This is a genomic window from Streptomyces sp. NPDC051907, assembly GCF_040681075.1.
Lineage (GTDB): Bacteria > Actinomycetota > Actinomycetes > Streptomycetales > Streptomycetaceae > Streptomyces.
Genome location: NZ_JBFAYB010000043.1, coordinates 54,331 through 68,673, shown reverse-complemented (window position 1 = coordinate 68,673; position 14,343 = coordinate 54,331). Strand labels below are relative to the sequence as shown.

At 72.8% G+C, this 14,343-nt stretch carries 5 protein-coding genes; 2 read left to right on the top strand and 3 right to left on the bottom strand.

Annotation, left to right across the window (positions count from 1 at the left end; genetic code table 11):
• Window positions 1-1,118 (bottom strand): aminoglycoside phosphotransferase family protein (locus AB0M39_RS22415; RefSeq protein ID WP_365367005.1); only part of this gene is annotated, 1,118 nt, incomplete at its 3' end.
• 232 nt (window positions 1,119-1,350) lie between these two features.
• On the opposite strand from AB0M39_RS22415, the gene AB0M39_RS22410 reads away from it, so the two are divergent.
• Window positions 1,351-2,844: a hypothetical protein gene (locus AB0M39_RS22410; protein WP_365367003.1), complete on the top strand. Its 1,494-nt coding sequence runs from the start codon at window positions 1,351-1,353 to the stop codon at window positions 2,842-2,844.
• A 420-nt stretch (window positions 2,845-3,264) separates the two neighbouring features.
• Here the strand turns inward: AB0M39_RS22410 and AB0M39_RS22405 are convergent, their stop codons facing one another.
• Window positions 3,265-4,710 (bottom strand): SpoIIE family protein phosphatase, encoded by a 1,446-nt coding sequence (locus tag AB0M39_RS22405; RefSeq protein ID WP_365367009.1) that lies wholly within the window; start codon window positions 4,708-4,710, stop codon window positions 3,265-3,267.
• Window positions 4,711-4,871: 161 nt separating this feature from the next.
• Between AB0M39_RS22405 and AB0M39_RS22400 the strand changes: the two genes are divergently transcribed.
• Window positions 4,872-5,084, top strand: coding sequence for a DUF5999 family protein (locus AB0M39_RS22400; protein ID WP_365367001.1), 213 nt, complete (start codon window positions 4,872-4,874; stop codon window positions 5,082-5,084).
• Between the two features lie 41 nt (window positions 5,085-5,125).
• Here AB0M39_RS22400 and AB0M39_RS22395 read toward each other — a convergent pair whose 3' ends face one another.
• Complete coding sequence (locus AB0M39_RS22395) at window positions 5,126-14,098, bottom strand: amino acid adenylation domain-containing protein (protein ID WP_365366999.1); 8,973 nt, start codon at window positions 14,096-14,098, stop codon at window positions 5,126-5,128.
• Window positions 14,099-14,343 lie beyond the last annotated feature (245 nt).

The window sequence follows — 14,343 nt, the reverse complement described above, 5'->3', positions numbered from 1 at the left end:
CGGGTGCCGACCGCGGCGCGCACCGCCCGCCGGGCCAGCGCGCAGTCGTCGTGCAGCCGCCGCAGCAGCAGCCGCTGCTCCTCGCCGGCCGACAGCCCACCGGACTGCGCATGCCCCGCGCCTGCCGGCGGCGCCTCCCGCATGGTCCGCTGGACGGCCGTCTCGTATGTACGGATCTCCCGGGTCAGCACCAGCATCAGGTTCACCAGGAACGCGTCCCGCGCCGCCGGACCCGCCTGCTGGGCCAGCTGGCTGATCTGCCGCCGGGCCAGCGGGGCGTCTCCGAGCACCGACCAGAGCGTCGCCAGGTCGTAGCCGGGCAGGTACCAGCCGGCGTGCTCCCAGTCGACCAGCACCGGACCGGCCGGCGACAGCAGGATGTTGGAGAGCAGCGCGTCGCCGTGACAGAACTGCCCCATGCCCTGCCTGCCGCTCGCGAACGCCAGGCCGTGCAGCAGCTTCTGCAGGTCCCCGAGGTCGCGGTCGGTGAACAGACCCAGCTCGTGGTAGCGGGAGATCCGCGACGCGTAGTCGAGCGGGGCGTCGAACATCCCGGCGGGCGGCCGCCAGGCGTTGAGTCGCGCGATCGCGCCGAGGGCGGCCCGCACATCGGCACGGGGCGGAGCCTCGGCCGGGTGCCGTGCAAGGGCCGCCGCCCGGCCCGGCATCCGCTCGATCACCAGTGTGCAGTTGTCGGGATCCGCGGCGATCAGCCGCGGGACCCGCACTGGTGGGCGGTGCCGGACGAAGGCGCGGTATGCAGCTATTTCGTGGCGGAGCCGCTCGGCCCAGACGGGCGAGTGGTCCAGTAAGCATTTGGCGACTGCCGTGGTGCGCCCTGTGGTGCCCACGAGCAGCACGGAGCGGCCGCTTCGCCGCAGTACCTGCACCGGGTTGAACTCCGGGCAGATCCGGTGCACCGAGGCGATGGCCATCCGCAGCTGCGCGCCCTGGGGGCCGGACAAGTCGATTCTCCCGCTGAGGGGCTGTCCGATCGTCCCGGCGGGCCGTCGGGCCCGACCGGCGTGCGTGGGGTCCAGATACGGTCCGGCGCCGACCGGTACGGCGGAGCGCTGCGGCCGGGGCGGGGCGGACACGGAGGACGATGCTGTGTACATGGGAGTTACAGATCCCTTCGTGTGCCGACAAGTTGCGTGCGCTGCCCGCCCCGACAGCCGGTCGGCACCCTGGGGAATGCTTCCGGCTGCCGGGCCGAGGTGGCGCGTTCCTACGTCACACCCGGCTGCGGGTGGCACACCATCTGGCGCACCCTGGCGAACCCTGGCGAATGGTCGCCAGGCCTCTGACACGGGGTTACTGTCAACTCAGCCGAGAACCTGGGGGCTTGACGTGACCGGAGAACCCAACACCCGCTTCTGCGACCTGTTCCGCCTGGCCGGCTGGTCCAAAGGGGAGCTCGCGAGACTCGTGAACCGGCAGGCGGCGGCCATGGGCCACCCGCAGCTGGCGACCGACACCTCACGGGTGCGGCGTTGGATCGACATGGGGGAGACCCCGCGCGATCCCGTACCGAGAGTGCTGGCAGCTCTGTTCACCGAGCGTCTCGGCCGTGTCGTGACCATCGAGGACCTCGGTTTCGTACGGAGCGGGCGCACGGGTAGACGGCGGGACGTCCAGGGAGCAGAGAACCCTGACGGCCTTCCGTGGGCGCCCGACCGGACGGCGGCGGTCCTCACCGAATTCACGGGAATGGACCTCATGCTCAACCGACGCGGCCTGGTGGGCGCGGGCGCCGCGCTCGCCGCAGGCTCCGCACTCAGCAGCGCCATGCACGACTGGCTTCACACCGACCCCGCACTCACCCCCGACGCCCCCCGAATCGACAATCCCCTGCACGCCGACCCCGCTGGGTTCGACCGCTATGAGGCCGCCCCCATCGGGTCGCAGGAGATCGAGGCGCTCGAGCGCTCGGTCGAAGTGTTCCGCGCCTGGGACGCCGCACGCGGCGGCGGGCTCCAGCGCAAGGCCGTCGTGGGGCAGCTCAACGAGGTGGGCGGCATGCTCGCCTACCGCCACCCCGACCATCTGCAGCGCCGCCTGTGGGGCGTCGCCGCCAACCTCGCCGTACTCGCCGGCTGGATGTCCCATGACGTCGGCCTCGAACCCACCGCCCAGAAGTACTTCGTCATCGCCGCGCACGCGGCGCGCGAGGGCGGCGACCGCCCACGCGCCGGCGAAGCGCTCTCCCGCGCCGCCCGGCAGATGGTTCATCTGGGCCGCCCGGACGACGCCCTGGACCTGATGAAGCTCGCCAAGTCCGGCTCGGGCGAGGAAGTCCTGCCCCGCACCCAGGCGATGCTGCACACCATCGAGGCCTGGGCGCAGGCATCCATGGGCCGCGGCCAGGCCATGCGCCGCACGCTCGGCGAAGCCGAGGACCTCTTCGTCTCCGACAAGGGGGACGTGCCGCCGCCCTGCTGGATGCAGATGTTCGACGAGGCCGATCTGCACGGCATGGAGGCACTGGCCTACCGCACGCTCGCCGACCACGATCCATCGGCCGCGCCGACCGCCCAGCACCACGCCAGGAAGGCGCTGGAGCTGCGCGAGGGCGGACGTCAGCGCTCGAAGATCTTCGACTACATCTCACTGGCCTCGGCGTGCTTCATCGCCGACGAGCCCGAACAGGCCGACCGCTACGCCAGGCTGGCACTGGTCTCGATGGGGGAGACCTCCTCGCACCGGACGTGGGACAGGCTGCGGGAGATGTACCGGCTGACGGGACAGTACGCGGGCTACGCGAAGATCGCTGACCTGCGGGAAGAGATCCAACTGGCCCTGCCCAACAGTCCGTTGAAGAGGGCGCGGAGCGTGGACGCCTAGTCTCGCCGCCACCTCCTCGTACCCCTCGCGTATCCGCCGTCTCCGCGCTCACTCCGTAGGACATCCGCGACTCTGCGGGTCATCCGAAAACCTGCGGGAATGCCAAATCTGCGGGACATCCACGACCACCCTGCCGGACACCGCGACTCCGCGGCACATCCGGCATCCGCACTCTGCGGGAATCCGGGGCCTGAGATCCGGGCGCCCCGGCACCCCCTGAGACCCGAGATCCGGGCAACGGTTCCGACGATCCGGCAACCACACACATAGCGGCCCTGGCGGCCACAGCTCCTGCCTGCCGCCAGACGCCCTCCCGGACCGGCTCCTCCGCCTGCGCGCGAGCAGGCGTTCCCACCTACTCGCTACTCGCCTCTACCTCTGCCGGCCCACTCGCTTGGCACTCGCTTGGCACTCGTCTGGCTACTCGCCGATCCTCGCGACCATCACGCAGGCGTCGTCGTCGCGGCTGTCCTCGCCCAGCTCCTCGAGGACGGTCCGTACGCAGTCCTGCGCGTCCCGGGCCTCGGCGAACCGCGGCGCCAGCGCGAGCAGCCTGTCCGCGTCGTGCTCCCCGGCAGCGCTCCTACGGGTCAGCCCGTCGGTGTGCAGAACCAGCAGATCGCCGGGAAGGAGCTGGACTTCGGCCTGCTCGTACCCCGCGCCGGACGTCGCCCCGAGGAGCACGCCCTCGGGCGGCGTCAGCGCCCGCCCCGTCCCGTCGCGGAACAGCAGCGGGGCGGGGTGCCCGGCCTGCGCCCAGGACAGGGTCCGCTCGGCCGGGTCGTAACGGCAGCACACCGCACTGCCCAGCGCGGGCTGAACGGAGGTCTCCAGCAGCTCGTTCAGATGCGTCATCAGCGGGCCTGGCTGGATTCCGGCCACGGCCATCCCGCGCAGCGCGCCCAGCAGCATCGCCATGGCCGAGGTCGCGGTCACCCCGTGCCCCGTCAGATCGCCGACGCTCAACAGGGACTGGCCGCCCGGCAGTTGCAGCGCGTCGTACCAGTCGCCGCCGATCAGCGCGGTGTTGGTGGACGGCAGATAGTGCGCCGCGACGTCCAGCGAGGCGGGACCGTCCTGCGGGAACTGCAACGAGCCGCGCCACGGCGGCAGCACCGCTTCCTGGAGCTCGACGGCGAGCCGGTGCTCGGTCTGCTCGAAGTGCTGCCGGCGCTGAAGGGAGTCGCCGCTCTCGCGCACGGCCCGCTGGCTGCGCCGCAGCTCGCTGACGTCGCGCAGCACCGCCCACATGGAGGCCGTCGAGCCGTCCGAGTCGAGCACCGGCTCGCCCATCATATGGACCGTGCGCACCCGGCCGTCGGTGCGGACCATCCGGAACTCGCCGTCGATGGGGCGCCCGTCCACCAGACAGTCCGTCACCATCGCGGTCAACAGCCCCTGGTCCTCGGCGAAGACCATGGCGGGCAGCTCGTCCAGCGACATCGGGCCGGCCTCGGGCGCGCGGCCCAGGATCTGGTAGAGCTCGTCGGACCAGCTCACCTCGTCGGTGAGGAGGTTCCACTCGGCGCTGCCGACGCGGCTGAGCAGCGAGCCGCTGCTCTGGGCGTGGTCCGCCTCGAACTCCGCGAGCTCTTCGGCGTACGCCTCGCCCGGCTCGTCCGGCAGGCCCTTCTTGAGCTGGCCCAGATGCGCGCCCAGGTCGTCGAGGTGGTGGACCGCGAGGTCGCAGAGCGCGCGCTGCCAGCGTCCCTGGGCGTCGTCCTCTTCGACGACGGCCTCTCTGGCCTCTCTGCGCACCGCGTCCACCTCGCCGCGGAGCCGACGCGTCTGCGAGATCAGCGCGTCCACGGAACCGCGCTCGGGCGGCTGTGGGGCGGGACGGTCCGCGAACACATGGGACGGCATGTCGTACTCCGATACAGGCGCGGCCACGGCCAGGTCTCAACGATGGACCGGTTACGACTGTTGCACAGGGAGCGAGGGCCCGTAAGTGAATTGGCAACACTCGATACGGTGGTGCCAACGTCATATGCCACGGGCTCTCCGTCAACAGTCGCTGCTCAGCCATGAGCGATGGTTTCCAGCCGCTCCGACGCCCTGATGCATCGAAGCCCGAGCAAGGCTGGAGCCCGGTGTGCAACGGTGCCAGTCTCTTCGAGGACACGGGGGTGAGCAGGATGGCCAAGGCCCCGCAGATCCGCATCCGCAGGCCCGTGCGGCCCAGGCCGGCACGCGACCTGGACCTGCGGACGCCTTCAGGCCGCGTGCTGCCTTACTGACAGGGCGCGTTGAGCCGGCGTGGAGCCGACGCGCACCTAGCTCATACGCCGGGGTCCGTCCGGTCGGCCCGATTCCCACCGGCCGGATGGCGGGCGGCGAGCAGGGCCGCCAGCTCCGGCGCCCGGTGCTTGACGAAGTAGTGCCCCGCGTCCGCCAGCACCTCCAACTCGGCGTCCTCCGCCCACCGTCGGTAGCGCTCGGCGTAGCCCTCGGTGAGCGGGTCGTCCTCGCCGACCACGACGCAGACCGGGACCCGCGGCCGCCCGTCGCCGAGGCCCCGCGCGGCCAGCGCCGTGGCCTGGAGCATGTCGTGCCGCACCAGCTGCACCGCGCCCGCCGTGTCGTCGCCGTCCAGAGCGCCGTCGAAGCCGCCCAGCGAACGCAGGAACGCCTCCAGCTGCTCGTCCGATCCGGCCAGCGAACCGGCCTGCTCCTCGGCGCCGGCTGCCGTCTCCTCGGGCAGCGCGGCCCCCAGATACAGCGCCTCGGGCGCCGCGCCGCGCAGCTCCAGCCGCCGTGCCAGCTCCATGGCCAAGACCGTGCCCGCGCAGTGGCCGTACAGCGCGAACGGCCCGGAGACCGTGGCGGTGATCTGCTCGGCCAGCCGCTCCGCCGCCTCCGCCCAGTCCACGCGTTCGCCGTCGAGGTCCGCCGGATCGTGGCCCGGCAAGGTGACGCCCCACAGCGCCAGATGGCCGGGCAGCGCCCGCGCCAGCGGCTGGTAGGCGAGCGCGCTGCCGCCGCCGTACGGAACGCACACCAGGCTCAGCCGGGGCTCGGCCTCCCGCTCCGGGGTCAGCCGGTGCAGCCAGTTGTCGGCGTGTGCGGCAGGCGACTCGGCCGCCCGCAGCCGGGCCGCGAGCCGGCGCGGGGTCGGGTGCTTGAACACCTCGATCACCGGCAGCTCCGGGTCGATGCGGCGGGCGATCCGCACCGCCTTGAATGAGTCGCCGCCCAGCTCGAAGAAGTCGTCGTCGACGCCGACCTCCTTGAGGTCGAGCAGCGTCCGCCACGCCTCGGTGATCCGCAGCTCCAGGGCGTCCCTGGGGGCCGTCACCTCCCGCGCGGCCGTGGGGGACACAGCGGCCGTGCGCTCCAGCGCGGCCCGGTCCAGCTTGCCGTTCGGCGTCAGCGGGATCGCCGCCACCGTGACGTACGCCTGCGGCAGCATCCACGGCGGCAGCTCCTCGGCCAGCGCCTTGCGCAGCGCCGCGGGCTCCGCGACCGCGCCCGCGTCCGGGGCGACATAGGCGACGAGCCGTGCGTCGCCCACGGCGTCCGTGCGCACCAGCACCGCCGCGTCCGCGACGCCGGCGCAGCCCCGCAGCGCCGCCTCCACCTCGCCCGGCTCGATCCGGAAGCCCCGGACCTTCACCTGGTCGTCGCCGCGCCCGAGGTACTCCAGCGTCCCGTCCGGCCGCCACCGGGCCAGGTCGCCCGTGCGGTACATCCGGCTGCCCGGCGCCCCGAACGGATCGGCGGTGAAACGCCCCGCGGTCATCGCGGGCCGCCGCAGATAGCCGCGCGCGAGCCCGGCCCCGGCGACGTACATCTCGCCCGGCGTGCCCACGGGCACGGGCTGCAGCCACCGGTCGAGGACGTGGACCCGCAGATCGGGGATCGGGCGTCCGATCAGGCTCCCGGTCCGCTCGCGGACGGTCGCCTCGTCCAGCGCCAGATGGCTGACGTGCACGGTCGTCTCGGTGATGCCGTACATGTTCACCAGCGAGGGGGCGTCCTGCGGATGGCGTGCGTACCAGTCCTCCAGACGGCTCAGATCCAGCGCCTCGCCGCCGAACACGACATGGCGCAGCGCGAGCCGGCGGCCGAGCCCGGGGTCGTCCCGGTCGGCTCGCGCCAACTGGTAGAAGGCGGAGGGGGTCTGGTTGAGGACCGTCACCCTCTCCTCGACCAGGAGCCTGAGGAAGTCCGCCGGCGAGCGGCTCACATCCTGGTCCACGACGATCAGCCGGCCGCCGTGCAGCAGCGGGCCCCACAGCTCCCAGACGGAGAAGTCGAAGGCGTACGAGTGGAACAGCGTCCACACGTCGTCCGCTGTGAAGCCGAACCAGCGGTCCGTCGCCGCGAACAGCCGGTTCACGTTGGCGTGCGGAACCACCACTCCCTTGGGCCGGCCCGTGGAGCCGGAGGTGTAGATGACATACGCAGGGTGGCCGGGCGCAAGGGGCGTGCTCAGCTCGTCGGCGGCGAGGTCGCCGGCCGGGGTCTCGGCGAGCGCGCGCACCACCTCGGGATCGTCCAGCAGCACGGCGGGGACCGCGGCGCCCGGGGTCTGCGCCGCGACGGCCGAGGTGCTCAGCAGCAGCGCCGGGTCCGCGTCCTGGAGCATGAAGGAGACGCGCTCGGCCGGGTAGTCCGGGTCGACCGGGAGATAGGCCGCGCCCGACTTGAGCACGGCGAGCAGCGCGACCACGAGGTCGGCCGACCGCGGCAGCGCCACGGCCACCAGCCGCTCGGGCCCCGCGCCGCGCGCGGCGAGCAGCCGTGCTAGCCGGTTGGCGCGGGCGTTGAGCTCGCCGTACGCAAGGGCCTCGCCGTTCCACGTCAGGGCTACGGCGTCCGGGGTCTTCGCTGCCTGGGCCTGGAAGAGATGGGGGATGGTGGCGGGCTCGACGGGGGCTGCTGCGCTGTTCCACTCGTGGAGGATGCGGTGGCGCTCGGCGGGTTCGAGGACGTCGATCTGGCGGATGGGGGTGTCGGGGGCGGCGACCGCGTCCGCGAGGAACCGCTCGAGCCGGCGGGCGAATGCGCTCGCGGTGGCGGGGTCGTACAGATCCATCGCGTACTCCACCGAGCCGCTCACCCCCGCCGGGGTGCCGTCCTCGTCGTGGCGCTCCCGGAGGTCCACCAGCAGGTCGAACTTGGCGGCCCCCGAGTCCACCGACTCGAAGTCCACCTCCAGGCCGCGCAGTTCAGGACGGCTCGCGGAGTCGTTCTGGAGGGCGAGCATGATCTGGAAGAGGGGGTGGCGGCCTGGTGTGCGTGGGGGGTTGAGGGTCTCGACGAGTCGGTCGAAGGGGAGGTCTTGGTGGGCGTAGGCGGCGAGGTCGGTGTCGCGGACGCGGTCGAGGAGCTGGCGGAAGGTGGGGTTGCCGTGGAGGTCGGTGCGGAGGACGAGGGTGTTGACGAAGAAGCCGACGAGGTCGTCGAGTGCTTCGTCGGTGCGTCCTGCGATGGGGGTGCCGATGGGGATGTCGTGGCCTGATCCGAGTCGGGACAGGAGGGCGGCGAGGGCGGCTTGGAGGATCATGAAGACGCTGGCGCCGGTGTGCTGGGCGAGTTCGCCGATGCGGCGGTGGGTGTCGGCGTCGATGTCGAGCGGGGTGGTGGCGCCTCGGTGGCCTGCGACGGCGGGCCTGGGCCGGTCGGTGGGCAGGCCCGTCTCCTGCGGGAGATCGGCCAACGTCTCGGTCCAGAAGGCGAGGTGGCGGTTGACGCGGCTGTCGGGGTCGTTCTCGTCGCCGAGGAGGTCGCGCTGCCAGAGGGTGTAGTCGGCGTACTGGACGGGCAGGGGCGCCCAGTCGGGGCTCGTGCCGCCCGACCGCGCCGTGAACGCGCGCGCCAGATCGGCCAGGAACGGGGCGTAGGACCAGCCGTCGCCCGCGATGTGGTGGACGACGAGCACCAGTACGTGCTCGGTGGCGGACAGCTCGAAGAGATCGGCCCGCACCGGCAGTTCGGCGGCCATGTCGAAGCCGCGGCGCGCCGCGGCCTCCAGGGCGCCGGCCAGCGACTCCTCGTCCACCGAGGTCGCCGTCAGCTCGATCCCGGCCTGCTCCGGCGTCAGGATCAGCTGGTACGGCTCCCCTTCCGCGTCGGGGAACAGCGTCCGCAGGCTCTCGTGCCGGGCCACCACGTCGCCCAGCGCCTGCGCGAGCGCCGCCCGGTCCAGACGGCCCGTCAGCCGTAGCGCCATGGGCATGTTGTACGCGGCGCCCCCGCCTTCGAGGCGGTTGACGAACCACAGCCGGCGCTGTCCCGGCGACAGCGGGATCCGCTCCGGCCTCGGCCGCGGCCGAACGCGGGCGCTCGCCACGGTGGGCGGCGCGGCCACGAGCGGGGCGAGCTCGGCGACCGTCGGCTTCTCGAAGAGCGTGCGCACGGTCAGCTCCACGCCCAGCCGCCCCCGGACCTTGGCGACCAGCCGCATCGCCCTCAGCGAATGGCCGCCCAGGTCGAAGAAGCTGTCGTCGACGCCGACCTCCGGGATGCGCAGCACCTCGGCGAACAGCTCGCACAGGACGCGCTCAGCTTGGGTGCGTGGCTTGCGGCCGCCGGTCCGCGGCCGCTGCTCGGGGGCGGGCAGCGCCTTGCGGTCCAGCTTTCCGCTGGTCAGCAACGGCAGCGAGGCCAGGACCACGACCGCGGCGGGCACCAGGTGCGCGGGCAGCCGCTCCTGCGCCAGGCGCGTCAGCTCGCCCGCGATCCACGCGCCTCGGTCGCCGGAGCTCTGCTCGGCGCCGTCGTGCTCCGGGCCGGCCCCCTCCGCGGGGACCGCGTACGCGACCAGCCGAAGCTCGCCCGGCCGGTCCTCCCGCACCACCACGGCGACCTGCGACACCGCCGGATGATCCGCCAGCACCGCCTGCGTCTCGCCCGGCTCGATACGGAGGCCCCGGATCTTCACCTGCTCGTCCGTGCGCCCCAGGAACTCCAGGTCCCCGCTGGAGCGCCAGCGCACCAGGTCGCCTGTGCGGTACATCCGGCTCCCGGCAGGCCCGAACGGGTCCGCGACGAACCGCTGCGCCGTCAGGCCGGCGCGGCCCTGATAGCCGCGGACGACGCCCGTGCCGGCGATGTACAGCTCGCCCGGGACGCCGACCGGCGCCAGCCGCAGACTCTCGTCCAGCACATACGTCCGGATGCCCGGCAGCGGCCTGCCCATAGGCGGCGCGCCGCCCACCGTCGGGGACTCGGGCACGCTCGTCGTCGTGCACACGGTCGCCTCGGTCGGGCCGTAGCCGTTCAGCAGCAGCCGGCCGTCCGACCAGCGCGTCGCGAGCTCGCCCGGCAGCACCTCGCCGCAGAGGACGATCGCGACGCCGGCCGGCAGCGTGTGCTGCTCCGACAGCGCGGCGAGCGCGCTCGGCACGAGCATGAGATGCGTGACCCCGTGCTGGCGCACCAGACCCACGAATTCGGCGCCGAGCACCAGCCGTTCGGCGGGGGCCAGGACCAGCGTCGCGCCCGTCAGCAGACAGATGGCGACCTCGGCGACCGCCGCGTCGAACGACGGCGAGGCGAACTGCACCAGTCTGCTGCCCGCGCCGAACGAGGCGCGCGCGGCCAGGCCCGCGGCCATCGGGCCGACGCCCGCGTGCGGGACCAGCACGCCCTTGGGGAGGCCCGTGGAGCCCGAGGTGTAGATGACGTACGCCGTGTCCAGCGCCGACAGAGGACGCCCCCGATCGTCGTCGCCCGGATTCTCGGCGCTGCGCGATGCCAGGGCGGCAGCCGTCTCGGGCGCGTCCAGGAGCAGCACCTGCGCGGCCGAGTCCGGGACGGTCGCCGCCAGCGCGCCGGTCGTGAGGACCGCGACCGGCGTCGAGTCGGCGAACAGATAGCCGATGCGGTCCCTCGGGTACACCGGATCGACGGGCAGGAAGGCCGCGCCGGACTTCAGCACGCCCAGCAGCGCGACCACCATGTCGACCGAGCGCGGGAGCACCAGGGCGACGAGCTGACCGGGGCCGACGCCCCGGTCGATCAGCTCGGCTGCGAGCCGGTTGGCGCGGCGGTTCAGCTCGGCGTAGTCGACGCTCTCCTGCTCGAACAGCAGGGCTACGGCGTCCGGGGTCTTCGCGGCCTGGGTCTCGAAGAGATGGGGGATGGTGGCGGGCTCGACGGGGGCTGCGGCGCTGTTCCACTCGTGGAGGATGCGGTGGCGCTCGGCGGGTTCGAGGACGTCGATCTGGCGGATGGGGGTGTCGGGGGCGGCGACCGCGTCCGCGAGGAACCGCTCGAGCCGGCGGACCAGCCCCTGGACGGTCGACGCGTCGAACAGGTCGACGGCGTACTCCACCGAGCCGGTGATTCCCCGCGCACTGCCGTCCGCCGCGAACTGCTCCATCGCCTCGAAGGCCAGGTCGAACTTGGCGACGCCGGAGTCGAGCGGCACGAACTCCGTCCGCAGCCCCGGGAGCTCGGGATTCGCCCTGGTGTTGTTCTGGAGGGCGAGCATGATCTGGAAGAGGGGGTGGCGGCCGGGTGTGCGTGGGGGGTTGAGGGTCTCGACGAGTCGGTCGAAGGGGAGGTCTTGGTGGGCGTAGGCGGCGAGGTCGGTGTCGCGGACGCGGTCGAGGAGTTGGCGGAAGGTGGGGTTGCCGTGGAGGTCGGTGCGGAGGACGAGGGTGTTGACGAAGAAGCCGACGAGGTCGTCGAGTGCTTCGTCGGTGCGTCCGGCGATGGGGGTGCCGATGGGGATGTCGTGGCCTGCGCCGAGTCGGGACAGGAGGGCGGCGAGGGCGGCCTGGAGGATCATGAAGACGCTGGCGCCGGTGTGCTGGGCGAGTTCGCCGATGCGGCGGTGGGTGTCGGCGTCGATGTCGAGAGGAGTGGTGGCGCCTCGGTGGCCTGCGACGGCGGGCCTGGGCCGGTCGGTCGGCAGAGCCGTCTCCTGCGGAAGGTCGGCCAACGTCTGCGTCCAGTACAACAGCTGACGCCCCAGCCGGCTCGTGGGATCGTTCTCGTCGCCGAGCAGGTCGCGCTGCCAGAGGGTGTAGTCGGCGTACTGGAGCGGCAGCGGCGCCCAGTCGGGGCTCGTGCCGCCCGACCGCGCGGCGAAAGCGCGCGCCAGATCGGCCGCCAGCGGCACGGCGGACCAGCCGTCCATCGCGATGTGGTGGACGACGAGCAGCAGCACGTGCTCGGTGGCGGACAGCTCCAGCAGATGGGCGCGCAGCGGCAGGTCCGTCGACAGGTCGAAGTCGGCCGAGGCGAGTTCCGCGAGTGTCTGCGTCAGCGTGCTCTCGCTCGCCGCCGAGACGGTCAGCGGCGGGCGGGACGCGGCGGCGGCGCGTATCTCCTGGCGGGGCTCGCCGTGCACGTCCGGGAAGACCGTGCGCAGGCTCTCGTGCCGGGCCGTCACGTCGGCGAGCGCCTCGGCCAGCGCCGCCCGGTCGAGTTCGCCCCGGAGCCGGAGCGCCATGGGCAGGTTGTACGGCACCCGGTCCGCGTCCCCGCGGCTGAGGAACCACAGCCGGCGCTGGCCCGGCGAGAGGGGTATGACGTCGGGCCGCTGCGCGACGGCGAGCGGCGCGGGCCGGGCCTCGTGCCCGTCGCGCACGAGAGCGGCCAGCGCGGCGACGCTCTCCGCCTCGAACAGGTCCCGGATCCCCAGCTCGACGCCGAAGGCCGAGCGGACCCTGCTGATCAGCCGCATCGCGAGCAGCGAGTGACCGCCGAGGTCGAAGAAGTTGTCCTGCGGCCCGACGCGCTCCCGTCCCAGGAGATCGGCGCACAGCGCGCAGAGGATCTCCTCCTCCGGGCCGCGGGGAGGGCGGATCGCGCCGCGCGGGCGGCGTGCGGGCCGCGCGGCCGGTACGGTCGCGGGGACGGGCTGGCCGGTCTGCGGGAGGGCCGCCTCGGCGGGCGCGGCAGCCGGCTCGGGGGAGAGGACGGGGGTCGGGGGCGTCGCGAGCGTCCAGTGCCGCTCGTCCGCGCCCGTCACCGCGATACGGCCGATCGGCGTGTCGGGGCCGAGCGCGGCGGCCGACTCCAGCCAGGACGTGAACGCCTCGCGCACCGCGGTCACATCGTCGTGCCCGTACCGCGCGGGGCTCGCGTTGAAGTCGATGCGGGTCACCAGGCCGCCGGAGCCGTAGACCATGACGTCGAAGTCCTCGATCGCCCCGTTGGCGAGGTTGTGGACCGTGGAGGGCAGCCCGCCGAACGTCTCCCCGCTCTCGAACATCATGATGTTGATGGAGGGACCGGCGAGCCGGTCGTCCTTGCCGGTCAGCCCGAGGTCGTGGCGGATCTCCTCGTAGCGGTAGCGCTGGCGCCGCAGCGCCTGGCGCACCTCGAGGGAGACCTGGCGGACCAGCTCCCGCTGCGTGGCGTCCGGGCCGGCCGTCAGCCGCAGCGGCACCACATTGGACGTCATGCCGGGAATGGACTTGGCGCTGCGGGTCGTGCGGCCGGTGACCGGGAGCGCCAGCGTCACATCCTCGGCGCCGGCGAGGCGTTGCAGCACACCGGCCAGTGCGGCGATCAGCACCCCGGAGACGCTGGTGCCGGTCGCCGAGGCGAGCTCCTTGAGCCGGGCCGCCGACGCCGCGCCGACCTCGACGGTCTGCCGCAGGAAGCCGAGGCCGTCGGCTGCGGCGCCCGAGCGGTCGCCGCGGCCGGGGAAGCGGACCACCGGAGGCCGGCCGGCCAGCCGCTCCGACCAGTAGAGCCGGTCTTCCGCATGGCTCTGCGACGACCGGTACTGCGCGTCCTCCTCCAGCAGCAGCCGCAGCGATCCGAACGCGCCCTCCTCCGCCGGGGCGCCGTCCGTCATCGCCGTGTAGATCGCGGCGATCCGGCTCGTCAGCAGCGACCCCGCGAAGCCGTCCATGGCGATGTGGTGGCAGCGCTGATACCAGAGATAGCAGTCGTCGCCGGTGCGCAGCAGCGCCATGGAGAACAGCGGCCCGTTCACCAGATCCAGCGGCAGCACGGCGTCCGCCCGCATCCACGCCTCGGCGACGGCGAGCGGATCGGCCTCGTGGCGCAGATCCAGCTGCGGGAACGCCCAGAACTCCAGCGGGTCCAGGATCTGCGAGAGGCCGTCGCCGTCCGCGTCCACGGCGAAGCGCACATTCATCGCCTCGGTCTCCCGCACACCCTGACGGACCGCCACCTCGAACAGCAGGGGGTCGAGCGCGCCGCGGATCTCCACATAGTGGGCGACGACGTAGGCCGAGCTGTCCGGGGCGAGCTGCTGGGCGAACCAGACACCGCTCTGCGCCGTCGACGCCGGCCAATGGTCATGCTCGAAATGTGACACGTCCGCCCCCTGGAGACTGCCTGAGAAAAGAGGAAAAGGGAAATGATGAGCGCGAATTCGACGTGTGGCCGCCGACAGGTCAAAGAGCGGCGCCGTCCAATTCCGGTGACCGGCAACGCTAGCACCGGGGCAGAGAAGTCCGGCAGGGCTGACAGGCGGCCTTTGCTGACCTGTAGCTGCCACTGACAGCAAGCTGCACCCAGAACGCCTCGGTCCGCATGGCCGGACGCACTTCCTGCGGCTAC

Coding starts and splice junctions, on each gene's coding strand:
- AB0M39_RS22405 (WP_365367009.1), bottom strand. CDS start 4,710: ATGCCGTCCCATGTGTTCGCGGACCGTCCCGCCCCACAGCCGCCCGAG.
- AB0M39_RS22400 (WP_365367001.1), top strand. CDS start 4,872: ATGAGCGATGGTTTCCAGCCGCTCCGACGCCCTGATGCATCGAAGCCC.